This window comes from Pusillimonas sp. NJUB218, from assembly GCF_003788685.1.
GTDB lineage: Bacteria > Pseudomonadota > Gammaproteobacteria > Burkholderiales > Burkholderiaceae_B > Neopusillimonas.
Window position 1 is genome coordinate 128,274 of the sequence record NZ_NQMK01000006.1, and the last position, 23,272, is coordinate 151,545.

Genomic DNA, 23,272 nt, shown 5'->3' on the forward strand with positions numbered 1-23,272 from the left:
CCTTTAACAAGGATGTAACCACGCCGCATCGGGGCATATCCGGCCCCGCCCATGCGTATGTTGCCAAACTATAAAATCATGACGCTGCCCGACCCCAAATGTGTGTCTGATGTCATGAACCTTACACTCGATGCCGTATGCGTCGTCGGGGAAAATGGCGTATTTTTGTCAGTGAGTGGTGCGCACCAACGCATCTTTGGCTACACCGCCCAAGAAATGATTGGTCGTCAAATTCTAGACCTTATATACGAGCCAGACCTCGGCCGAACTCTAGAGGCCTTTGGTAAATTAATTCAAGGGCTCTTGCCGCCAGGATTCGAAAATCGCTATCGGCGCAAAGACGGCAGTATTGCCTATATTACGTGGTCGGCACGCTGGTACAAAGACAAAAGAATTTGTGTTGCTGTGGCTCGTGACGTTACCGAAGAAAGAATAAGCAAGTCGCCCAATCATGATGCCGCGGTCGCCATGCACACGCCGGTTGGCGGCAACACATGGCGACTTTCCAGCGCCCCGCCTTCGCTTACTACGCCCTCTGGAAAAACCGTGAAACTATCAACACAAGATTACGTGGTTTTACTGGCTTTAGCTGCAGGTAATCAACAACTCGTCAGTCGGCGCGACATCGTTCAGGCCATGGGTAAAGATTTTCTGGAATACGATCAACGTCGCCTCGACTCTCAAATATGGCGCTTACGACGCAAGGTAGAACAAGCAACATGCGAACAACTGCCCATAACCACGCTGCGCAGTATGGGCTACCGGTGCTATGAAGAAATTTTTATACAGCGTTAATCTGGCTGCTGTGGCGCCCCCCAGACTCCGCATTCGTGTAATACCAAAGAAACTCCGCTGGGCATCGTGTAGGGCTATTTAACGCCCAATTTCAGCGCACTGCGTTACGACGCAACCTTTCAAGCTCAGCCTGGTTTAGCCGGGCGGCTTCGTATTCGGCATAGGCGCGCTCACCCGATTCGTACTGGCCTTTGTGTATGCAGCTACGAGGGTTGAGACGACACTGATCGGAACTGGCTGACGGGCCACTGGCGGCCGCCCCCGAGGACGAGGGGCTAAACAGGGCAATGCCGCCGGACGAACAACCTGCAAGTGCCAGGCCTAACAGTACCAGCGCACCAGAACGACCGAATTTACGAATAAGCATGCCAGCCCCTAGAAATTAACCTTACTATTCTATAGCAGGCGACCAGGGTTGCGAATACTCGCCATCTAACTGATGGCAGACACTCAGCCCGACCGGCAAACTAGACAAACTCTAATTGCCGCGCGCGAGGTCGCTATGCCCACGCAAGAAGAAACTGCAGCCCTGGCCCGCAAAGTATTTGCGCTGGTTGCAAGCTTTACTTTCCCCCTGGCTATTCAAGCGAGCGACTTCCATACACCTTCTCGCTACTTCTCATACCAGAATCAAGAAACGGCGGGTGCAGAATGGACGCCAACAGACCCATACCAGGTGTGTTTGTCTGCATCTGCCAGTGGCAAGCCACCCACACCAGCCCATGCCGCGCGCATTGTTGCCTTATCCGGTGCACATCGCGTCATCAGGTGCAATTCGGAAGACATAGCCACGGCCAGAACGCATATTGCAGCGGCGATTGAAGCATTTAATACCGATGAAATGGCCAGCGCAAAAGCAGCCAGATCGGCGATGGATGGAGGCATCCCCAACTTCAGCACCGATGCCATGCTGATGAATATATTGAACGCCACTGAACCTTTCAACGAGCAAGCATGGCTTTCTGCAACACGAGACGAGATTATCCGGGCTCAGTACGCCGACAAGTCTGCCTCGACCTCGGGGAAGAAAATCGTGTTCGACTGGGTATTTCCACCTGAAAGCCTGCGCGACCGAAACCCAGACATCTCTGCGCAGGAACTTCTGCCGCGCTTCAAAACAGAGGCTCTGAGACGAGCCAAAGGCGTTCAAGATACCTTTGTCATGCGTAGCGTGGTCGGAAATGTCAAATACGATCTGGGCAGCGGTGTACTTATTTTTGGTAATGGTAAAACGGCCGACAGCCCCATCGTGTTCAAACCACCGATGAATGTAAAGTTTAACGGCCATACCGTTTATGCCGTTAACGGCGCAAACGACGGCATATCAAAATATACCGATGACGCGCCGCTTACCGTGGTTGGGTTCCGAAACATCGTTGCCGCCGGACACCATCCGGGCCTGGTAACCGACCGGACGTTGCTCGCCAAGGCCATTCGTATGCCACAAGACCAAGCCGAAAAACTGCTGAACAAAACAAATATGCTGGTCGTGAATGTGGTTATGACCATTACCGGGGCCGAACGCCTAAAGAACAAAAACGGACTGGCTTTAAGCCCCAGCAACGGCATTTTGTTTGCCAGGGTAGACAAAATGTTTGTGACCGACATGACAGGCATGCCGTTGACAACATACGCCGTCGAAGCCTTGCCTGCTAATAACGCAGCCACCGCACAACACAAAAAAACAATAAACCGCGCCCCAAACTAAAACACGGCCAGCCCCGGGCCAGGCAAAAACTGGCACAACGCGACCAGATCAGCACAGCTGCGTTCAGTCATCCATTTGCGCCGTGTCACAAACTCGTGCCGAAAGTAGCCCAAATGGGCAATAGGCCCGCCAAACGAGGTGAGCCCCAGGCGCAAAAAAATCAAAAATACGGACTAAGGGCTTTGATCGGATGTGCGGTCGACTTCAGGCGTCATGATCTATTTTCAATAAAAGGTAGCCGGGTCTCGAAAGCATAACCCGGCATTGATGACACTTGCCCCTACGCTTGCACCAACAAGAAATACCGGTGCACAGGCTTGTGACCCCTGCTGCACGCCGATACGATGGCTACTCAAATCAAACCGCGTTTTATTATCCACTGCCGAATTTCCCGATCCCGCCATGTCTTATCACGTCGTTTGGTTCAAGCGCGACTTTCGGCTTCATGATCACGCGCCTTTGCTCGAAGCGGCTCAGCGCGGGTCGGTACTATGTCTTTATGTCATTGAGCCCGATGCGTGGGCGCAGGCAGATGCTGCAGCCCAACACTATGCTTTTATTCAAGAAAGCGCTAACGCAGTAGACCGCGCATTACGCAAAGTGGGCGGGCAGTTGAATATTGCTGTCGGAAACATCACGGAAGTACTTGATCAACTGCATGCAGCAGCGCCGTTTGCATCATTACAATCGCATGAAGAAACAGGCAACGGGTGGTCGTATCGGCGCGACCAGGCGGTAGCGCAATGGTGCCGACGGCATAACGTCACTTGGCAAGAACACCAACAATTTGGGGTGGTCAGGCGGCTGAGACATCGCGATATGTGGCAGAGCCAGTGGGAAAGTTTTATGGCGCGTACGCAGGTCAAGTCGCCGACAAGCATTCAATTCATGCCATGGCCGCTAGGGGCACCATGCGTAAGAGTCGCCCCACCCGCCTGGCCAAGCCCATTGACCCTAGGTCTTAACGATACGCCGCCCACACGCCGACAACACGGCGGGCGTGAGCGCGGGCTAGCGATTCTTAATCAATTTTTGAGCACCCGAAGCGCACAGTACCGGGGTGGCATCTCCTCGCCTTTGTCTGCCTCCACTGCCTGTTCACGCCTCTCGACCCATCTGGCATACGGGACACTAAGTTTGCGAGAAGTCGTACAAGCCACGCGAGCTCGTGTTAACACCCTACCCATGTCGGCACTGCACCACCGCAGGGGTTTACAGGCCTTTATCAGCCGACTGTACTGGCATTGCCACTTCATCCAGAAACTGGAAAGCGAGCCGGATATTGAATTTCACAACATGCATCGCGGCTACGATGATCTGCGTGAAAACGACTGGAACGCGCTACATTTTCAGGCCCTGACGCAAGGTCGCACCGGCTGGCCCATGGTCGATGCCTGCGTTGCCATGCTGCGCGAAACCGGCTGGTTAAATTTTAGAATGCGCGCCATGCTGGTGTCGGTAGCCGCCTACCCCTTATGGCTGCATTGGCGAGAAGTCGGGCTGTGGCTGGCGCGCCAGTTTCTGGACTACGAGCCGGGTATTCACTGGAGCCAGATGCAAATGCAATCAGGCACCACCGGCATGAATACTACCCGCGTCTACAACCCCATCAAGCAGGCCCACGATCACGACCCTAAGGGCGTGTTTGTCAGGCGCTGGCTGCCGGCGATGCGCAAAATCCCCGACACATGGCTATTCGAGCCCTGGCGCATGCCGCCAGAGCTGCAGCGACGCTACGGCATCGAAGTCGGTAAAGATATCCCTGTGCCGTTGGTTGATCTGGAAACCGCCACGCGGGCCGCCAAACAACGACTTTACGCACGGAAACGTCTGCCGTCGGTGCAAGCGGCTAAAAGCAAGGTCGTCGAGAAACATGCTTCGCGAAAGCGAAGCAACACGCCACCGCGCAACACCACACCCCAGAACACCGCAAAACGCCATCAGCTGGACCTGGACTTTTAACTGCCTACGAAGCGCCTACTTATACACACGCAGACTTAGAAAAAGTCATGACGTGCGGCAAAAAATTGCAATGAAAATGCGAAAAAAATCAGACCTACCGACTAAGTTGTGCTTATGCTGCGGCCTGCCATTTACATGGCGCAAGAAGTGGGAACGCGATTGGGCAACAGTTAAGTACTGCTCAAAACGGTGCCAAAGAACCGGCAAAAAACATCACGTCACGCTGCGGGAAACCCCGCCTTCTGCGGCCACAAATTATTAAACGCATGCACCGCGACGCTGCCATACAAGCCGGCCTTGTAAAACGGCTCATTAGCCAACCAAGCGTGCGCCGCATCGCGCGATTCGAAGTCCATAACCAGCAAGCTGCCCAACATTGTTTGACCGTCGTCGTGCGTTAACGGGCCGGCAAAAGCGATATGGTCTTGCCGCTGCGCCAGGTAAGCTTTATGTTCGGGCCTGACGCGCATACGCAGGTCGGCCGTACCGGGTTTGTCGAGCAATACAAAGGCAAACAGCATAGTTATTTCCTTTTAAACAATCCGTCTACAATCAAGACCATACACATAAAAAATTCAGGAGTTACGCATGTCAAAACTGGTACCCGTTGTCGACCCCGATGGTTTGCTCGAATATTCAGTCGTCTACACCGACCGCGCGCTAAACCACATGTCAAACCTCTTCCAGGGCGTCATGAACGACATTTCGGCAACCCTGAAAGAAGTGTACGCTGCACAAGCCGCTATTGTTGTGCCGGGTAGCGGCACATTTGGCATGGAAGCTGTTGCCCGCCAGTTTGCCACGGGCAAACGCTGCATGGTGCTACGCAACGGTTGGTTCAGTTATCGCTGGACGCAAATTTTTGACATGGGCGGCATTCCAGCCGAACATAAAGTGCTCAAAGCCCGACCAATTGAAAGCGGGTCGCAAGGCGCCTTCGCCCCTACCCCCATCGACGAAGTCGTGGCAGCCATTAACGAATACAAGCCCGACCTGGTATTTGCGCCGCACGTTGAAACCGCCTCGGGCATTATGCTGCCCGACGACTACCTGAAACAAGTAGCCGACGCCGTTCATGCGGTTGGCGGTTTGTTCGTACTCGATTGCATTGCCTCCGGTACGGTGTGGGTCAACATGAAAGCTGTAGGGGTCGATGTACTGATCAGCGCGCCGCAAAAAGGCTGGACTGGCGCGGCCTGCTGTGGCTTGGTCATGCTGGGCGAAGCCGCCCTGCAACGTATCGAACACACCACCAGCACCAGTTTCGCGTGCGACCTGCGCAAATGGCTGCAAATCATGCAGGCCTACGAAAACGGCGGGCACGCCTATCACGCGACCATGCCTACCGACGGTCTGGTCAGCCTGCGCAACGCCATGGCCGAAACCCGCGCCGATGGCTTCGACATCATGAAAGCCAAACAACTTGAACTAGGCAAAGCCGTACGTGCCCTGCTGGCTAAACATGGCTTTAAAAGCGTGGCCGCCCCCGGCTTCGAAGCACCCGGCGTCGTGGTCTGCTACACCACCGACAACGACTTGCAATCGGCTCGTAAGTTTATTGAGGTTGGGCTACAAGCTGCAGCAGGCGTGCCTTTGCAATGCGACGAGCCCGCCGATTACAAAACCTTCCGTCTGGGCCTGTTTGGGCTCGACAAACTCAACAACATTGACCGTACCGTTCAGCTACTAGACGCTGCGCTAGCCAAAATTTCCGACTGACATTTCCGGCCGGCGTGCGGTCTATATAACCAAACAGCACCGTACTCTGGCCTTTTGTACGAAATTGCTCCTTATGACCCCGACAACGCTCACATATAACCATCAGAAATAAGGTTATTTTCTTATATTAGTTCTGATTCTATAGGCGGCTCTCTAGAATGAACGGAAAGAATTTTGATGAACCTCTTTCTGTGAGCATCCATGAGCCGCCTTACTATTCACTCGATCGAATCCGCCCCAGAAGCCGCTAAAGAGCGCCTGGAAACTGCCAAAAAGAACAACGGCTTTTTGCCCAACCTGATTGGCGTACTGGCCAATGCCCCGACTGCTCTAGAAACTTACCAGGTCGTGGGCGCTATCAACGCACGCACCGGCCTGACACCCGAAGAGCGCGAAGTCGTGCAAATCACCGCTGCCACCCTGAACGGCTGCGGCTTTTGCGTCGCTGGCCATACAGCGCTGTCACGCAAAAAACTGGGTATGCCCGAAGAAGTCATTCAGGCGCTGCGCAACACCCAAGCACTGGCCGACCCCAAGCTTAACGCGCTGGCACAGTTCACTATCGCCGTCATCGAGAACAAGGGTCAGGTCTCTGACGACGCCTTGAAATCTTTCTTTGACGCGGGCTACAGCCAAGCCAATGCACTTGAAGCCGTATTAGGCGTAAGCCTGGCCACGTTGTGCAACTTTGCCAACAACCTGGCACAAACACCCATCAACCCCGAACTCCAGCCGCACGCCTGATTTCAGGCATCAGCCTCGGCGTCGCTTGTCGCCGGGGCGCCGCAACACAATTTGCTCCGCCCTGCCCCGAATCGCCCGCCCCACCCAAGGAACCTGGTCATGACTCAATCTGCCTCTACCCTGATCAACGCCATCGCCCAACACGCCAAATCCGACTTGGCGCCACTGGTGACAGCCATTGACCAGGGTCAGTATCCAGAGCAGTATCTGCGTAAGCTGGGGCAACTGGGCGGCTATTCGGCCAGCGTACCCCAGGCTCAGGGCGGTCAGGGCCTTGATTTGTCTGTGCAGGTCGAAGCCACCACATTGGTCAGTCGCGAGTGCGGTTCGACCGCTTTTATGGTGTGGTGCCAGTCAACCTGCGCGTGGTACCTGCTTAATGCCGCCAACGCAGCAGTGCGTGAGCGCTATCTGGCACAGGTGGCATCGGGTGAGCTGCTGGCCGGTACAGGCATGTCGAATACCGTCAAACATCTGGCAGGCATCGAAAAAATCAATCTGCGCGCCACTCGCACCGAGCACGGCTACGAAGTAAACGGGTCGCTGCCCTGGGTATCGAATATCGGTGAAGATCACCTGGCCGTTGTTGCCGCTCATGTCGAAGACGAGGGCTACATTATGTTTGCCGTGCGCTGCAATGCACCTGGTGTCACGCTGCGTCGCTGCCTGCCGTTTTCGGGTATGGAAGGCACCCAGACACTTAATGTACGCTTCGACAAAGTTGCCGTCACAAACGACGACATCATTGCTCACCCCTCGCAGTTCAAAGCCTATATACAGCGGATCAAGCCCGGTTTTGTGTTGGGCCAGACAGGTATGGGGCTAGGCATTATCGAAGCCAGCATCGAATCGATGCGCGCCACCAACCAAACGCATTCGCACGTCAATGTCTTTCTGGATGACCAAGCCGAAGACCTGGCTGCAGAGCTGCAAACACTGAAGACACAGATTGCCGACCTGGCTCGGCAGGCGCAAACCGGCGAAGCACCGCTTCTGGACGTGCTCAAGGCACGCTTGGCGACATCAGAATTGGCTTTACGCGCTACGCAGTCTGAAGTACTACACACGGGCGCCAAAGGCTATCTGATGAACCACGGCGCACAGCGCCGCCAACGCGAGGCTGTGTTCGTCGCCATCGTGACGCCTGCCCTCAAGCACTTGCGCAAAGAAATCAACGACCTGGAACGACTGCAAGCCCAGGCGGCCTGAACAGGGTGTCCCGACCGCTTGCCGGGCCATCGCGTTAACCATTGATCTACCCCGTTAAACCAGACGATCGCCCAAAACTTTCAAGCATCATGAATCAAACCACCCACCGCCCGCTCGTGCTCGAGGCCCGTAACATCCAGCTGACCTATACGGGCAAAGGCAAACCTCGCAACACGGTACTTACCGAGTTTTCGTTGCAGGTAGCCCAGGGCGAGACCGTGGCCATATTGGGCCCCAGCGGCGTCGGCAAGTCGTCTTTATTGCGTGTGCTTGCTGGCCTTCAGCAACCCGAAACCGGCTCTGTACGCGTACACGGCGAAGAACTCAACGGGCCGCACCCTCGACTGGGGTTTGTATTTCAAGACCCCAGCCTGTTGCCCTGGCTCAACCTCGAACAAAATGTCGGCTTCGGGCTCGACTTCAAGCACCAGCCCAAAATCGGTGAAACCGAACGTGAGGCCCGTATCGCCGCCGCCATTGGCGAAGTCGGCCTGGCAGCAGCGCGTCACCGTTACCCTGCCGAACTATCAGGGGGTATGGCGCAACGTGCGGCGCTAGCCCGCTGCCTGGCCCGTCAACCCGAAATGCTGCTGCTCGACGAACCGTTCAGCGCGCTCGACGAAATTACCCGCACCGAGATGCAGGACCTGCTGCGCGCCATTACACAGAAACACCAGGCCGCCGCAGTGATGGTGACCCACGACATCGACGAAGCCCTGTTGCTGGCCGACCGTATCGTACTGATTGGCCATCATCCCGGACGCCTGATCGGCGAATGGCATATCACTTTGCCTCATCCGCGCGACGAAGCCGTCGACGAACTCGAAAGTATTCGCCTTGAAATCGTGCATGCCTTGCGCAAAGCACGCCAAAAACCCGCCCAGACACACTGAGAACGACCATCATGACAACTTTTAACGACACATCCGCCACGAACGAGGCCCGTCGCCAGTTCCTGAAACTTTCGTCTTTGTTTACCGCCATGGGCGCGCTGCCTTTGCTGAGCATGCAACGCAAGGCCTTTGCTGCCGACCCCAACGCCCCATTGCGTATTGGCTACCTGCCCATCACCGACGCCACGCCCTTACTGGTGGCGCACAACAATGGCTTGTTCGAAAAGCAGGGCCTGCAAGTCGAAAAGCCCCGCCTGTTCCGCAGTTGGGCCCAACTTGTCGAAGCCTTCCTGGCCGGCCAGGTCAATGCCGTTCACCTGCTGTCGCCCATGACCGTCTGGGCACGTTATGGCAGCCAGTCGAAAGCCAAGATCGTTGCCTGGAACCACATGTCGGGTTCAGGTTTGACCGTACAGCACGACATCAACGACGTTGCGCAACTGGGCGGCACCACCGTGGCCATTCCCTTCTGGTATTCGATTCACAACGTCATGTTGCAGCACCTGCTTAAAGGTAAAGGCCTTGAGCCCATCAGCGACGGCGAGCCTAACGAAAAACAAGTCAAGCTAGTGGTCATGGCGCCTTCAGACATGTTGCCCGCGCTGGCCAACAAGCAGATTTCGGGCTACACCGTGGCCGAGCCGTTTAATGCCTCGGCCGAACTACTCAAGGTTGGCAAAATTTTGCGTTTTACCGGCGACATCTGGAAAGATCACGCCTGCTGCGTCGTGCTGATGCACGAAGAAGATACCGTGAACCGGCCCGAATGGACTCAGGGCGTTGTCAACGGCATTGTTCAAGCCCAGGCATGGATCCAGAACAACCGTGAAGAAACCGCGCGCATTCTGTCCAAAGATCACGCACAACGCTATACGCCCCACCCCTTCAATACACTGGCCGAAGTTCTGGTACCTGCGAAACTGGATCGTGCCCGCTACGAGGCAGACGGCGCTATTGTCAATAAAGCTTGGCAAGAAAAGCGTATCGACTTCCAACCTTACCCGTTTCCCAGCTACACCGAAGAACTGGTGCGCCGCCTGAAAGGCACGCTGGTGTCAGGCAAAAACGAATTCCTGGAAACGCTGGACCCGGCATTTGCAGCCAAAGACCTGGTCGACGACCGCTTTGCACGCAAGGCCATCGAAAGCATTGGCGGCATGAGCGTTTTTGGCATGCCTCCAGGCTACGAGCGCCAGGAAATCATCACCGCTTAAGGCAAAACGTTCATGCGCAAGATTCTGTTTTTCGCAGCACCCGGCAAGCGCACACTGCTCAGCCTGACCGGGCTGCTGGTGCTGATCGTCCTTTGGGGGGTTGGTATCGAGTTTTTAAAACGCGATATCGCAATGGCCGGACTTCTCAGCCCCGCCGACACGCTGTCAAGCCTGTACGCCCTTGTCAGCGACAACCAGCTCACCACGCACACCCTGACCAGCTTGAAACGAGTACTGGTGGGGTTGTTCTTTGCCTTGCTCATCGGCATACCGGTCGGGCTGGCTATCGGTGGTTCGCGCACGCTTGAAAACAGCACCAGCAGCGCCTTTCAGTTTTTGCGCATGATTTCGCCGCTATCGTGGATGCCTATTGCGGTAATGATTTTTGGTATTGGCGACGCCCCCATTTACTTTCTGCTGTCGTTTGCCGCTGTCTGGCCTGTTATCTTGAATACAGCCGCGGGCGTCAAGCAACTCGACCCAAAATGGTTGATGCTGGCAAAAAGCTTAAGTGCAACCCGAAGCGAAGTCTTGCTGCGCATCGTCATCCCCGGTGTTTTAGGCCACATTCTTACCGGCGCTCGTTTGGCCATTGGTATTATCTGGATCGTGCTGGTACCTTGCGAGATGCTCGGCGTCAGTTCGGGACTGGGATACTTCATTCTAGACACCCGCGACCGCTTGGCTTACTCAGAGTTGATGGCCGTGATTGTGCTGATTGGTGCCCTGGGCTTTTTGCTTGACCTGGCCGCCCAGAAGCTTTATCAGCGCTGGACACACACCAACCAAACTTGACCCCCCTAGTCAATTACTCAAACAGGCGCTGATGCAACTGCAACAGCGCCTGTTTTTCTGATGGTAGCGTCAGTGCCGACTCGGCGCGCTCAAGCGCAATACGGGCATGTGTTAGCAAGTCCCCCTGCACCCATCGCGGCGCGTTACAAAACAAGGCATGCAACGACTTTTGCACGCGCACCTGAACCTCGATCATTCCTGCGCCATCTCGAGAGATCGGCATAAAGAAATCGTTCAGCATGTCTTCGAACGCCAAAGGTGGCACCCATACGCGGGCATACGCTATGTTTTCAGGCGATGATAGCGGCGCAAGGTACTGGGTCAATACTCGCACGCCACGGCCCAGAACATCTATCGCCGTGCCCGGGTCATTGACGGCAGGCGACAACGCGCGCGATGCAATTTCGGCGAGCACGCACAATCCAAAGCGCGGATCTTGATCGAAAGAGCGTTCAGGTGCCAATGTGTAAGCCGCGCGCATCGCCTCGGTTAAACCACTGTCAGAGCTTGAGTCGACCCACAGCAATGGCGTGCGCGGATGCACAAACGCGCCGGCTACGGCATCGACATAAACGTTGCAATTGAACTTTTCAGCACACTCGTTTAATTGACCAATATCAAGATGCTCGACGTAAGCAACACCATCGGGGTATATCGGCATTGCATGCGCTGGAATGGTGGATTGTGGATCACGCAAAACTTGCCCGCCCATTGCTGGGCAACGCCGCCAGTAATCAAGTGCGTTGGCCGTTGCCGTCTCGACGCGCTCGGTGGTGTCGCCCACACGGCCAAAATGGGTCAGGTGGGAAATCCAGCGCAGCAACGCCAGCACCACCAACCCAATAACGACTAACGACACCACAAACAAAATAACCCGGCCACGCGGCCCATAAACCCCGGCGCTAAGCGCCACAATACCGACCAGGCTAAACAGAAACGACCCCAGAAACGTGGACAACACATTTTGGCTGGTGGTGTCTTGCATGAGCAGCCGGGTGGCGCGCGGCGTAACGCTGGACGTTGCCGCACTATAGGCCGAGACCATGACGGTTAACGAGAACGTGGTCACCGCCAACATACTGCCTGCCAGGATATCAAGAATATGATCGACAGCATCAGCACCAATAACACCGGCCAGGCCTTCAGGAATGAACGGGTCGAGCAGTACCGACAGCAACGCCGAGGCGATGGCAAGTAATGAGAACAAAAGCGCCCTGACCCAAAGGGTACGGGTGAGCTGCTTAACCAGCCATTGCCATTTTGACAGCATGATTTCCCCCAGTTAACCAAGCGTCCGGCAGAACAATCAGCACTATTTAAAACGTGTCGAACGGGTTGTACGGCAGTGCGCGCTTGTGAGCGGTGGCCCGATAAATACCCACGATTTTTTCAAAGACATCAACCGGAACCGGCTTACCTTCAAGAAAATCATCAAGCTGATCGTAGGTTAGGCCAAACGCCTCTTCATCAGGTTTGAGCGGCGACAGGGATTCGAGGTCGGCCGTGGGTACTTTATAAACCAACGATTCGGGTGCCCCAAAACGCAACGCCAGCGCCCGTACACGGCGCTTGGACAGCCCCGTCAGGGGGGTCACGTCGGCAGCGCCGTCGCCAAATTTAGTAAAGAAGCCCGTCAAGGCTTCGGCGGCATGGTCAGTGCCCACCACAATGCCATCGTATGCACCGCCCACAGCAAACTGGGCAATCATGCGCTGGCGCGCCTTGATATTGCCAAGCAAAAAGTCTTGGTGCGCCGGGTCGCGAAACTCGGCGCCCCCCTGAACAACCGATGCCAGCATTGCATCGCTGGCGGGCTTGATATCGACGGTAATCAGGCGATCGGGGCAGATAACGCCCAGGCCAGCCTGCGCATCGGCTTCGTCTTTTTGTACGCCGTAAGGTAAACGCATGGCAATAAATTGCGCCTCGGCCCCGGCGGCACGCACCCGCTCGACAGCGCGCTGCGAAAGGCAGCCCCCGACCAGCGAATCGACCCCGCCACTGATACCCAGCACCAACGCCTTACGGCGTGTGCGCAACAGATAATCAGCCAAAAACGTGACACGCTTTTCGATTTCCTGGTCAACATTGAATGTATCGGCAACACAAAGTTCTGAAATAATCTGTTTTTGTAGAGCAGTCTGGTCAGGAGACAACACGGCGCTTCCTCTTTATGGCGTCAAGATCAGGCTTTATGATAGCTGATGCGGTGCACAATCCGGGCACCGCCACCACATTGGAGATTTCGATTCTATGGCACTCAAGCTTCAGGTAGTTATTTGCAGCACCCGCCCCGGCCGCGTTGGCCCGTCTGTGGCCAAATGGTTTGCCGACTATGCCAAGGCCAATAGCCAGTTCGACATCGAGCTGATTGACCTGGTCGACTTCAAGCTGCCCGTTTTTGACGAACCCAACCACCCGGCCATGCGCAACTACCAGCACGACCACACCAAGCGCTGGAGCGCCAGTGTTGATTCGGCCGATGCGTTCGTATTTGTGACTCCTGAATACAACTACTGCGCCCCACCCTCGTTCTACAACGCGCTGAATTATCTGGTTAAAGAATGGGCCTACAAACCTGCAGGCTTTGTCAGCTATGGCGGCGTCTCGGGCGGGCTGCGCGCTGCTCAACAGGCCAAATCGCTGGTTACAACCCTGCGCATGATGCCCATTACCGAAGGCGTGATGGTGCCCATGGTGGCTACCATGCTCGACGAAAACAAAAACTTCAAATCGAACGAACTTATCGACAAATCGGCCGAAACTATGCTGGGCGAACTGCACCGCTGGGCTGTTGCCCTGAAAACCATGCGCGCCTAAACCGGCTAAACAATAGGCGGCAGGTCAACATAAACCTGCAGACGCGTCATTAAAAACACCCCAAAAATTGGATACGCATCCAGTCTTTGGGGTGTAGTTCAATGGGCAATCGGTGTCTTCATTGCGAAGCTATTGCGGCCGCTCGTGTATCGAAAACATTAATGCGCCCCCGGCTAATACGCCGTTTTAACCGCCAGCGTCCGCCATAAAATCTCCCACGCCCATCAGCGCCAACACACCTAATATGGCAAAAATGGCGGCAGCAATGCTGTGAACCAGTCGCATCGGAATCTTGGCGGCAAATTTATTCCCCACAAAAACGGCGGGAACGTCAGCAATCAGCATGCCCAGCGTCGTGCCGGCAATCACCAGCACCGGCGCGGCGTAGCTCGCGGCAAGAGCCACCGTCGCAATCTGCGTTTTATCGCCCATCTCCGCCAAGAAAAACGTGACAAACGTTGCACCAAACACCCCAAGTCGACGGGCGATCTGGGTTTCTTCCTCTTCGATCTTGTCGGGGATGAGTGTCCAAATAGCCATGGCCAAAAATGACAGGCCGAGAATCCAGCGCAAAACATCGGGGCTAAGCACGGTCGTTACCCAGGTGCCAACCGCGCCGGCAAGGCCATGATTAAGCAGGGTTGCCGCCAAAATACCCAAAATAATAGGCACTGGCTTTTTAAAACGTGCGGCCAGAATAAACGCCAGCAACTGGGTTTTGTCACCCATTTCTGCCAGTGCGACGACACCGGTCGATACCCACAATGCTTCCACAATGCTACCTTCACCTATAATTGATCCGGGCGGTATTGTATCGCCCTAAACCTGTCGCAGGCCTGACGACCGCAGCTCAATTACCAACCCCTGTCGCAGTGCTCACCGTGCCCGCCAAATCGCGGTCCGCGTCCCGAACACTTTGTCACCCTCCCCGCCTCAAGGTAAACACCATGCCGATGATTCCCGTCAAACACGCCGAAATCGTGACTTCACCCCGCCCTATCGAGCGTCTGATCGTCGGGCGCCCCACTTCTGATGGCGCCGGCGTCAAATTGACGCGAGTACTGTCAGGTAGCCTGCAGCGGCGTCTGGACCCCTACCTGATGCTTGACGCCTTTGGCAGCGATGACCCCGACGATTACATTGCCGGCTTCCCGAACCATCCGCACCGCGGTTTTGAAACTATTACCTACATGATTGCGGGGCGCATGCGCCACAACGACAGCGCGGGCAACGAAGGCATTTTGCAGAATGGCGGTGTGCAATGGATGACGGCCGGGCGCGGTGTCATTCACTCTGAGCTGCCCGAACAAGAAGAAGGTGTAATGGAAGGTTTTCAGTTATGGCTGAACCTGCCCGCCGCCGACAAAATGTGCGAGCCCGGATACCTTGATATCCAGCATGAAGAAATGCCCGAAATTACACCCTCGGCAAATGTCACCGTGCGAGTTATTGCAGGGCAAAGTCATGGGGTCGCGGGGAAAATCCAGCGCACAAAAACTCGTCCGCTGTATCTGGACATCCATTTCAGTGGGCCAGGCCAGTTTACCCAAGCCCTGCCTGCATCGGCAAACGCGTTTGTTTATGTGTATCGCGGCGAAGTTAAAACGGGTGACACTCCCGTCCCCTTGCAAAACATGGGCATATTTACCAACACGCCGGGTACCGACGGCGTTGTCATCAGTGCAGACGGCCCGGCCCGAGTATTGCTCATTGCCGGCGAGCCCCTGAACGAACCCATTGCCCAATATGGCCCCTTTGTCATGAACACCCAGCAAGAACTCATGCAGGCCGTCAGCGACTTCCAATCAGGACAATTTTAATTTTATGACCACACCTACGGGTTTTCACACCCTGCCCTTGCCCGACACACTACTGGCCACACTCGACGACCTCGGTTTTACCGACATGACGCCGATTCAGGCACAAACATTGCCTCTGGCACTCGACGGCAAAGACCTGATCGCCCAAGCCAAAACCGGCTCGGGCAAAACAGCGGCATTTGGATTGCCCTTGCTGGCAAAGCTCAACCCGCGCTTCTTCGGCACCCAGGCACTGGTACTTTGCCCCACGCGCGAACTGGCCGACCAGGTCAGCCGCGAACTGCGACGACTGGCGCGCAACATCGAAAACATCAAGATACTTACGTTGTGCGGCGGAGCCGCCATCAAACCGCAAATCGAATCGCTGCAGCACGGGGCCCATGTCGTCGTGGGCACACCCGGCCGGGTGCGCGACCACCTGGAGCGCGAAAGCCTGATTTTGCCCGGGTTGCAGACCCTGGTACTTGATGAAGCCGACCGCATGATCGACATGGGCTTCTATGACGACATGGTGGCGATTGCATCGCACTGTCCGCACAAGCGCCAAACCCTGCTGTTCTCGGCCACTTACCCCGACAACATCCGCAAGGCCAGCGCCCGCTTCCTTAACCGCCCACTCGAAGTCTTTACCGAAGCGCTGCACAGTGCCCACCACATCGAACAGCACTTCTACGAGGTCAACGACGACCAGCGCCTCGACATTGCCGTCAAGCTGCTTTCAAAACACCGGCCCGGCTCCACCCTGATCTTTTGCAACACCAAGGCGCGTGTCACCGACATGACCGACCTGCTGCGCGAGCACGGTTTCAGCGCACTCGAACTACATGGCGACATGGAACAACGCGACCGCGAGGACGTGATGATCCAGTTTTCCAACCAAAGCTGTGCGGTATTGGTCGCCACCGACGTCGCTGCGCGCGGCCTAGACATCAAAACCCTAGATGCGGTCATCAACGTCGATATTTCGCCCGACCCCGAGGTGCATGTTCACCGCATAGGTCGTACAGGCCGAACCGACCAGCCGGGCCTGGCCATTAGCCTGGTCGGCGCCAAAGAAATGCAGTGGGCCGAGCGCATTGCGCAGTTCCAGAAGGCCCCTTTGGTCTGGAAACCGCTCGAATCGGTTAAAAAACAAGCGATTAAACCGGTGGGTGCGCCCATGGTCACCTTGTGTATTCAGGGGGGCAAGAAAAACAAGCTGCGCCCTGGCGACCTGCTGGGTGCCCTGACAAAAGACGCGGGCCTGCAATTCGACGATGTCGGCAAAATCACTATTCTTGATTATGTCGCCTTTGTTGCATTACGGCGCGAAGTTGCAGACGACGCCTACGCCCATCTGGCCAATGGCCAAATAAAAGGCAAGCAATTCCGGATGCGGTTTATGAGCTGACGTAATACCCGGCCTGTCGAGCAACCACACGCTTGGCGGGCCGGAAAAAATTGCGTTGCCTTCTACTCGGGTCGCGCGACGTGGCGCCCCTGAAGCCGGGTAGCCCGGAAACTATTCTTGTTCGTCGGCCGGGGCGTGAGTCGCAAACCAATGGCCAAGCTTGGCGGCCTTGGTCTGCAAATACCCTTCGTTGTACCGATTACGATTTACCTGCAAAGGCAAACGCTCGACCACATCGATACCAGCCTGGGTAAGCGCGTTGACCTTTTTGGGGTTATTAGTCATTAAACGCAGTTGCGAGACCCCGAAATGCGCCAGCATGGGCTTGCAAATGTCATAGCGACGCATATCGGCCGGGAACCCCAGACGGACATTAGCCTCGACGGTGTCAGCACCTTGATCTTGCAGCTGGTAGGCCCGAATCTTGTTCACCAGGCCAATACCGCGGCCCTCTTGACGCAGGTACAGCAACATACCCCGCCCTTCTTTGGCAATCACTTGCAAGGCGGTTTCAAGCTGGGCACCGCAGTCGCAGCGTTGGCTGAATAAGGCATCGCCGGTCAGGCATTCGGAGTGCACGCGCGCCAGTACGGGCTGCCCATCGGCAACATTCCCCAATGTCAGGGCAACGTGCTCTTTTCCGGTGTCGGGGGAAACAAAGGCGTGAAGCGTGAAAACGGCCCAAGGCGTGGGCAACTGACAAGAATCGACGTAATCCAATTTGAGATACTCTGCGTATGCGCTGAAACAGCCGCAAATAAATACAAGATTAACACTGTTTGCCTGGCGCAACGCCCGACAAACACTTGAGGACAGGTTTAGAGCAGATTCTGGAAATCGATCTCGCTGGGGTTTTCATCCCAGGCGCCAGAGGACAGCGCCCCCCGGATACGCGCGATAGCCTGAGACCGCAGCTGAGAAACACGCCCTTCGGTCACGCCCAGAACCGCCGCGATTTCTTTCTGGTTAAGGTCTTGCTCGAACTGTAGCGACAGCAACAACTGTTCGCGCTCGGGCAACCGGGCAATGGCATCGACAAGCGCAGAGCGCAGGCCCTGAGACATTAAAAGCTGCAGCGGGTTAGCCCACTGGCTGTGCGTTTCGTCAGGGTCGCCGACGTTTTCGCCGGCATGACCCGCATCGTTCTGAAAACGGGCCAGGTCTTCGTAGTGCACGACCTGCACCCCGTGCGCGTCTTCAAGCATGCTTTGGTAGTCGTCAAGCGGAAGGTCGAGTTCTGCCGCGATTTCGGCTTCAGTCGCCGGACGCATAAGCTGCTGTTCGAGCTTGTGCACTGCCCGTTCAATAGCTCGCGCCTTGGTGCGTACGCTGCGGGGCAACCAGTCTTGGCTGCGCAATTCGTCGAGCATGGCGCCGCGAATACGCGTAACGGCATAAGTTTCGAACTGGGCATCAGGCACTTGCTGATAACGCCGAACAGCGTCGAGCAACCCCATCATGCCGGCCTGCATCAGGTCGTCGAGCTCGACACTGGGCGGCAGCTTTGAAATAAGCTGCAGGGCCAGACGCCGCACCATGGGTGCGTATTGGCCAACCAGTTGATCTTCCGAGAGCGACATACTTGTTTTAAACGTTGAACAGGGGACAATAAGCCCGTTGCGCCAATTATCGTAGTTTTTTTGCTACAAATTCGCTGGATCAAGCCGGTATTCGCCGGGCTATTCTGTAATTTGAGCCGTTGACCTAAAGTTGACCCGACAACTGCCGTTAAGCACGTTATCCGTTAATAATAACCTGCCTGGTCATACCGCCTCGGGAGCATGCGTCATGATTAACCCCTTATCTTCGTCCCTGCAAACCACCGCCGTGAATATTCAGGCGCAAGACACGGGGCGCGTTGTCAACCAACCCGAGCCCGCCCGTGTCGTGACGGCGCTTGAGAATGCCCTTGATGCGCGGCTTAACCCGCAAGACCAGCAGCAACAGCAACAAGAGACCTCAGCCCGAGGCCTCGACGAAACCCTCGAAGATCTGAATGCGCGCATGCAGGCTTGGTCGACCGGGCTGCGCTTCACGGTCGACGAAGACGCCCAACGCGTAGTGGTATCCATTGTCGACAACAACACAGGTGAAGTTATTCGCACCGTACCCAGCGACGCCGTCCTGAAGGTGGCAAAAATGATTGTCCATCTACAAGGCCAGGTCGTTAACACGAAAGTGTAAGGCCCGCAAATTCCCAATATTTCAAACCGGCAAAATAGACCACATTCTGTCGGTTGCACACGGGTTTACACTAACCCGTAATCGGTAAAAATACCCCCAAGGAGATTCAACATGGCTATTACTTCGATCGGTGTCGGTTCGGGGCTTCCGCTTCAGGATCTACTGGCCGATCTGCGTGCCAGCGAGAGTCAAGCACTTACGGTTATTAAAAACCGCCAAACCTCCGAGCAAAACCGCATGTCGGCGTATGGCCGCATCAAAAGCGCTGTCGAAGCACTTCAAGGCGCCACAACCGCGCTCGGTAAGCCCGAGGCCTTCACCACCCTTAAAACGTCAATCAGCGGTGGCGATGGCCTGACGGCAACCGCATCAGCCGACGCCATTGCCGGCAGCTACAAAGTCAAAGTCGAAACCCTGGCCACAACGCAATCGCTGGTTACCCAGGGCATAGCCAGTCGCACCGACGCCCTGGGCGAAGGTGGCGTTATTACCTTTACCTATGGCGACGGCAGCACCAAAACGCTCGACCTCACGGGTAAAGACACGTCAATCGACGGCCTGATTGCCGCCATCAATGGCGACGACACGCTAGGCCTGCAGGCCACCGTCCTTAACGACGGCTCGGGCACACCTCACCGTTTGCTTATTACGGCGACCACGACCGGCACCAACGCGGCGCTGACCAACATCAGTGTTGCTGGCAACACCGACGGTGGCGGCGGCGAGCCCCTGGCCGACTTGCTCAATTTCGGCGATGCCGGCTCGACCATCAGCGAACAAGCCGCCAGCAACGCCAAAATCGACATCAACGGCATTGCCATCACCAGTCAGACCAATACAGTTGAAGACGCTATCGAAGGCGTAACACTTACGCTTAAAGCCGAAGACGCCAGCAAAACGCTTAACCTGACTGTATCGCGCGACGACGAAGCGGCCACAAAGGCCATTACCAACTTCGTCAACGCCTACAACAGCCTGCAAGGTACGATCCGGTCACTCACGTCATTCAACACCGAAACCCAAACAGGCAATGTGCTTACCGGCGACTCCATGGCGCGGCGTGTACAAGATCAGGTTCGCGGCATTCTGACGGTCAGCAGCAGCTCGGGCGATATCCGCTCGTTCGCCGACATGGGTATCGAATTCAACTACCAAAACGGCGAACTGAAACTCGACACGGCCAAACTGGCCAAGGCCATGAAAGATAGTCAAGGCGATATCGCCAGCTTCTTGCAAGGCCCGCAGGGTATTGCCAATCGCATGACGCAAATTACCGACAATTTGCTCGGTAGCAACGGCCCCATTACGTCGGCCACCAAGGGCGTCGACCAAACGATCAAAACGCTCAAAGAACAATACGACACCGCCTCGGCGCGTATTGATTCGCGTATGTCTATTTATCAAAAGCAGTTCTCGGCTCTCGACAAAATGCTTGCCGAAATGAACTCGGTCAGCAGCTACCTCACCACCCAGTTGTCGGCCCTCGAAAACCTGACCAACCAGACGAAAAAATGACCTACTCCATGCCCCGCGGCCCTCGTGCCAATCGTTCGGCTCAGGCGTATGCAAATATTGGCCTCGAAACCGAAGTGCTCAGCGCCTCGCCCGAGCGTCTTATTACCTTGCTCTACGATGGCGCGCTTGCCGCCATTGCCAAGGCGCGGTTATATATGGAAAATAACAACGCACAGGGGCGCGGCGTGGCACTATCCAAGGCCATAGACATTATCGAGTCCGGTTTAAAAGCCAGCCTTAACATGGAAGCCGGCGGCGACCTGGCCAAGAACCTGTCAGCCACCTACGACCTGATGATCAGCCACCTGATGCTGGCCAACCTACGTAACGATACCAGCAAGCTCGACCTTGCCGAAAACATGCTCCGCGAAATTGCCGACGCGTGGAAGACTTCTGTCGACACGCCTAAGGCAAAAAATGGTGCTGCAGCGGCCTGATGCCCTCCATCCCTGCGCCTACACAGGCGCAGGCAACTTAAAGATTTCGACATGCCAGCCGCCCACATAACTATGACCGAATCCACGCCTACGCTGCGCCAGTACGAACTGATCGCAGAACTCTCCGACAAAATGGTCAGACTGGCGTCCCAGAACGACTGGGAGTCGGTCATCTCAATCGGGCAAGAATATTGTCAGGCTGTAGAATCACTCCGCGCGCTCAGCCCACTCGACGACGAAGATCGCGTAGCGCGCAAGCCCCTGCTCACCAAAATCCTCAACGACGACGCGCGGATTCGGCACTTGGCTGCACCAGAGCTCGAACGCCTGGGCACCATGTTAGGCAGCATCAAGCGCCAACAAAATGTCGTGCAGGCCTACCTGGCACAGCCTAAAACGCAATCATGAGCGTCGGAGGCCCTTCCGGCCTGGGAACACTCCTGGTGCAGCGCATCGACGCTGCCCTGGGCACAACACTTGCGCAACAAACTAACCTGGCCTCAGGCGCACGCCCAGACGCCGTATCCCAGGCCGCTGAAGCGGCCCGTGCCGAACAGCTTCAAAATCAGGTCAATCGCCAACCACGCGAAGCTGTCGACCGAGCACAACTGCAAAACGAACAGCAAGTTCGACAACAAATCGAGCGCGGTAAACTCGAAGCCCACAAAGGGCTGCTCGGCACGACCAAAGAAGGGCCTAATACCGGCACCACACCATCGGCCCCCACCACACTAGGCAACGCGGCACGTACGATTCTTGCCCTGCTGATGAATTTCCCCGAACACCCCGCCCCCGTTCAGGGTCGGCAACCGCTGGTGCCGCCGCCTTCCGAAGGGGGGCAACAGCCCGCGCAAGGTCAACAGACAGCCGCATCGACCAGTGGTACGCCAGCGCAGCAGTCAACCGGCGCCAGCGCCCCGGCCGCCGGGGCTCAGCAAACGGCCTCATCGGCAGCCGGCACGGCTAGCACGGCTCAAGGCACAGCCCAAACAACCACGACGGCACAGACGCTTTTCGCCCAGCGAGTTTCGGCGCAGGCTTTTAGCCAAGCGCTCAGCAACGCCCTCCAAACCAGTGGCTTGTTTTACGAATCGCACTTGAGCAATATGGCTTTCGGTAAAACCAGTCTGCCACTATTGCGCCAAGAGCCGCAGGCACAACTGACGCAACAAGCAGCAAACACTGCCGGCACCACGTCCAACACGCCCGCCGCCGGGCAAAACACCGCCGCAACTGCACCCAATACAGCACAAACAGCAGCGACGGCGACAAACGCATCCGCCCGTGTCGACTCAGCCGGCACCCCGGCCGGTACAGCCACAAACACTCCCGCAACATCGCCATCTAGTTCCCCGGCTACCCAGCCGCAAGCCAACACAGCCCTAAGCGGCCTGCACCCCGAGACCCACTTGCTGGTTCGCCAACAACTCGAAGTTTTAGCGAACCAGACGGTGGCATGGCGGGGTGAAGCCTGGCCCAGCGCCCCTATGGACCTCGAAATCCAACGGCGCGAACCCGGTGAAGGATCGGCAGATGACCTACGGCACTGGGCCACGCGACTGACGCTGCATTTGCCCAATCTTGGCGAAGTCCAGGTACGCATCAATCTGGTCGGACAACAAGTCTTGATGCATATGGTCGCCCCTCAGTCGGCCGATGTCTTGTCGTCCAACAGCGACGCCTTACGCGCCCGTTTCAATGCATCCGGCCTGGCACTCAGCCAATTGGCCATCGATCGCAACACCTCGGAGCCGCAGCATGATTAAGCCCGGGCCAGGCGACCTGCATAAACACCGGCCATCAGCAGTCGCCATCACCTACGACGCGCACGACACCGCCCCCCGTGTGGTGGCCAAAGGCTATGGTTCACTGGCTGATACCATCATCCGGACAGCTAAAGAAAATGGGCTGTACGTACACGAGTCCCCCGAGCTGGTGGGCTTGCTGATGCAAGTCGACCTCGACCAGCATATCCCGCCTGAGCTTTACCAGGCGATTGCCGAAATCCTGGCCTGGTTGTACGCGCTTGATTCCCGAAAAGACGAATTCAAGCCCGAATAAAAAAGC

The 23,272-nt window shown here is 56.2% G+C and carries 26 protein-coding genes and 1 pseudogene; 19 read left to right on the top strand and 8 right to left on the bottom strand.

Features of this window, described 5'->3' with window-relative positions; translation table 11 throughout:
• The first annotated feature begins 51 nt into the window (after window positions 1–51).
• Window positions 52–795: a PAS domain S-box protein gene (locus CHR62_RS09400; protein ID WP_233574941.1), complete on the top strand. Its 744-nt coding sequence runs from the start codon at window positions 52–54 to the stop codon at window positions 793–795.
• 91 nt (window positions 796–886) lie between these two features.
• On the opposite strand, the gene CHR62_RS09405 is transcribed toward CHR62_RS09400, so the two are convergent.
• Entirely contained in the window at window positions 887–1,162 is a 276-nt protein-coding gene (locus CHR62_RS09405) for a hypothetical protein (RefSeq protein WP_123660776.1), read from the bottom strand.
• Window positions 1,163–1,234: 72 nt separating this feature from the next.
• Between CHR62_RS09405 and CHR62_RS09410 the strand changes: the two genes are divergently transcribed.
• Window positions 1,235–2,503: a hypothetical protein gene (locus tag CHR62_RS09410; RefSeq protein ID WP_123660777.1), complete on the top strand. Its 1,269-nt coding sequence runs from the start codon at window positions 1,235–1,237 to the stop codon at window positions 2,501–2,503.
• Window positions 2,504–2,517: 14 nt separating this feature from the next.
• Here CHR62_RS09410 and CHR62_RS09415 read toward each other — a convergent pair.
• Window positions 2,518–2,667: pseudogene (locus tag CHR62_RS09415) on the bottom strand (chromate transporter); the annotation flags it as partial.
• Window positions 2,668–2,905: 238 nt separating this feature from the next.
• On the opposite strand from CHR62_RS09415, the gene CHR62_RS09420 reads away from it, so the two are divergent.
• Together CHR62_RS09420 and CHR62_RS09425 are read left to right on the top strand one after the other, a co-directional pair.
• Window positions 2,906–4,465 carry a cryptochrome/deoxyribodipyrimidine photo-lyase family protein gene (locus CHR62_RS09420; RefSeq protein WP_123660778.1) on the top strand — a complete coding sequence of 520 codons (1,560 nt, stop codon included), beginning with the start codon at window positions 2,906–2,908 and terminating at the stop codon, window positions 4,463–4,465.
• A gap of 76 nt (window positions 4,466–4,541) precedes the next feature.
• Entirely contained in the window at window positions 4,542–4,727 is a 186-nt protein-coding gene (locus tag CHR62_RS09425) for a DUF2256 domain-containing protein (protein WP_123660818.1), read from the top strand.
• Here the strand turns inward: CHR62_RS09425 and CHR62_RS09430 are convergent.
• On the bottom strand, window positions 4,684–4,986 hold the full coding sequence (locus tag CHR62_RS09430) for a YciI family protein (protein WP_123660779.1): 303 nt from the start codon (window positions 4,984–4,986) through the stop codon (window positions 4,684–4,686). The genes CHR62_RS09425 and CHR62_RS09430 overlap by 44 nt on opposite strands.
• 67 nt (window positions 4,987–5,053) lie before the next feature.
• Here CHR62_RS09430 and CHR62_RS09435 point away from each other — a divergent pair, with 67 nt between their 5' ends.
• The 6 genes from CHR62_RS09435 to CHR62_RS09460 all read left to right on the top strand — a co-directional run bounded on the left by CHR62_RS09435 (window position 5,054) and on the right by CHR62_RS09460 (window position 11,039).
• Complete coding sequence (locus tag CHR62_RS09435) at window positions 5,054–6,184, top strand: aminotransferase class V-fold PLP-dependent enzyme (protein WP_123660780.1); 1,131 nt, start codon at window positions 5,054–5,056, stop codon at window positions 6,182–6,184.
• 201 nt (window positions 6,185–6,385) lie between these two features.
• Complete coding sequence (locus CHR62_RS09440; RefSeq protein WP_093970434.1) at window positions 6,386–6,928, top strand: carboxymuconolactone decarboxylase family protein; 543 nt, start codon at window positions 6,386–6,388, stop codon at window positions 6,926–6,928.
• 99 nt (window positions 6,929–7,027) lie between these two features.
• Window positions 7,028–8,137: an acyl-CoA dehydrogenase family protein gene (locus tag CHR62_RS09445; RefSeq protein WP_123660781.1), complete on the top strand. Its 1,110-nt coding sequence runs from the start codon at window positions 7,028–7,030 to the stop codon at window positions 8,135–8,137.
• 89 nt (window positions 8,138–8,226) lie between these two features.
• A complete protein-coding gene (locus tag CHR62_RS09450; RefSeq protein WP_093970436.1) occupies window positions 8,227–9,030 on the top strand; it encodes an ABC transporter ATP-binding protein in 804 nt (267 codons plus the stop codon).
• 11 nt (window positions 9,031–9,041) lie between these two features.
• Window positions 9,042–10,244: an ABC transporter substrate-binding protein gene (locus CHR62_RS09455; RefSeq protein ID WP_093970437.1), complete on the top strand. Its 1,203-nt coding sequence runs from the start codon at window positions 9,042–9,044 to the stop codon at window positions 10,242–10,244.
• Between the two features lie 12 nt (window positions 10,245–10,256).
• Window positions 10,257–11,039 carry an ABC transporter permease gene (locus CHR62_RS09460; protein WP_093970438.1) on the top strand — a complete coding sequence of 261 codons (783 nt, stop codon included), beginning with the start codon at window positions 10,257–10,259 and terminating at the stop codon, window positions 11,037–11,039.
• Between the two features lie 13 nt (window positions 11,040–11,052).
• On the opposite strand, the gene CHR62_RS09465 is transcribed toward CHR62_RS09460, so the two are convergent.
• Together CHR62_RS09465 and nadE are read right to left on the bottom strand one after the other, a co-directional pair.
• Window positions 11,053–12,309 carry a DUF2254 domain-containing protein gene (locus CHR62_RS09465; RefSeq protein WP_123660782.1) on the bottom strand — a complete coding sequence of 419 codons (1,257 nt, stop codon included), beginning with the start codon at window positions 12,307–12,309 and terminating at the stop codon, window positions 11,053–11,055.
• Window positions 12,310–12,355: 46 nt separating this feature from the next.
• Window positions 12,356–13,198, bottom strand: coding sequence for an ammonia-dependent NAD(+) synthetase (gene nadE, locus CHR62_RS09470; RefSeq protein ID WP_199722919.1), 843 nt, complete (start codon window positions 13,196–13,198; stop codon window positions 12,356–12,358).
• A gap of 94 nt (window positions 13,199–13,292) precedes the next feature.
• On the opposite strand from nadE, the gene CHR62_RS09475 reads away from it, so the two are divergent.
• Window positions 13,293–13,859: an NADPH-dependent FMN reductase gene (locus tag CHR62_RS09475; protein WP_093970440.1), complete on the top strand. Its 567-nt coding sequence runs from the start codon at window positions 13,293–13,295 to the stop codon at window positions 13,857–13,859.
• 186 nt (window positions 13,860–14,045) lie between these two features.
• Here CHR62_RS09475 and CHR62_RS09480 read toward each other — a convergent pair whose 3' ends face one another.
• Complete coding sequence (locus CHR62_RS09480; protein WP_093970441.1) at window positions 14,046–14,633, bottom strand: TMEM165/GDT1 family protein; 588 nt, start codon at window positions 14,631–14,633, stop codon at window positions 14,046–14,048.
• Window positions 14,634–14,806: 173 nt separating this feature from the next.
• On the opposite strand from CHR62_RS09480, the gene CHR62_RS09485 reads away from it, so the two are divergent.
• Window positions 14,807–15,679: a pirin family protein gene (locus tag CHR62_RS09485; RefSeq protein ID WP_123660783.1), complete on the top strand. Its 873-nt coding sequence runs from the start codon at window positions 14,807–14,809 to the stop codon at window positions 15,677–15,679.
• 4 nt (window positions 15,680–15,683) lie between these two features.
• A complete protein-coding gene (dbpA, locus tag CHR62_RS09490) occupies window positions 15,684–17,069 on the top strand; it encodes an ATP-dependent RNA helicase DbpA (RefSeq protein WP_123660784.1) in 1,386 nt (461 codons plus the stop codon).
• Between the two features lie 111 nt (window positions 17,070–17,180).
• Here the strand turns inward: dbpA and ribA are convergent, their stop codons facing one another.
• Both ribA and CHR62_RS09500 read right to left on the bottom strand, forming a co-directional pair.
• Window positions 17,181–17,789: a GTP cyclohydrolase II gene (ribA, locus tag CHR62_RS09495; RefSeq protein WP_173862519.1), complete on the bottom strand. Its 609-nt coding sequence runs from the start codon at window positions 17,787–17,789 to the stop codon at window positions 17,181–17,183.
• A 98-nt stretch (window positions 17,790–17,887) separates the two neighbouring features.
• Window positions 17,888–18,649, bottom strand: a complete 762-nt coding sequence (locus tag CHR62_RS09500) for an RNA polymerase sigma factor FliA (RefSeq protein ID WP_093970444.1) — start codon at window positions 18,647–18,649, stop codon at window positions 17,888–17,890.
• Between the two features lie 208 nt (window positions 18,650–18,857).
• On the opposite strand from CHR62_RS09500, the gene CHR62_RS09505 reads away from it, so the two are divergent.
• From CHR62_RS09505 to CHR62_RS09530, 6 genes are all read left to right on the top strand, one after another.
• Window positions 18,858–19,253, top strand: coding sequence for a flagellar protein FlaG (locus CHR62_RS09505; RefSeq protein WP_093970445.1), 396 nt, complete (start codon window positions 18,858–18,860; stop codon window positions 19,251–19,253).
• 111 nt (window positions 19,254–19,364) lie between these two features.
• On the top strand, window positions 19,365–20,768 hold the full coding sequence (gene fliD, locus CHR62_RS09510) for a flagellar filament capping protein FliD (RefSeq protein WP_123660785.1): 1,404 nt from the start codon (window positions 19,365–19,367) through the stop codon (window positions 20,766–20,768).
• A complete protein-coding gene (fliS, locus tag CHR62_RS09515) occupies window positions 20,765–21,205 on the top strand; it encodes a flagellar export chaperone FliS (RefSeq protein WP_093970447.1) in 441 nt (146 codons plus the stop codon). The genes fliD and fliS overlap by 4 nt, the downstream gene beginning before the upstream one ends.
• A gap of 51 nt (window positions 21,206–21,256) precedes the next feature.
• On the top strand, window positions 21,257–21,613 hold the full coding sequence (locus CHR62_RS09520; RefSeq protein WP_233574942.1) for a flagellar protein FliT: 357 nt from the start codon (window positions 21,257–21,259) through the stop codon (window positions 21,611–21,613).
• Window positions 21,610–22,971, top strand: coding sequence for a flagellar hook-length control protein FliK (locus CHR62_RS09525; RefSeq protein ID WP_123660786.1), 1,362 nt, complete (start codon window positions 21,610–21,612; stop codon window positions 22,969–22,971). The genes CHR62_RS09520 and CHR62_RS09525 overlap by 4 nt, the downstream gene beginning before the upstream one ends.
• On the top strand, window positions 22,964–23,266 hold the full coding sequence (locus tag CHR62_RS09530) for an EscU/YscU/HrcU family type III secretion system export apparatus switch protein (protein WP_093970449.1): 303 nt from the start codon (window positions 22,964–22,966) through the stop codon (window positions 23,264–23,266). Before CHR62_RS09525 ends, CHR62_RS09530 begins: the two co-directional genes overlap by 8 nt.
• The last annotated feature ends 6 nt before the right edge of the window (window positions 23,267–23,272 follow it).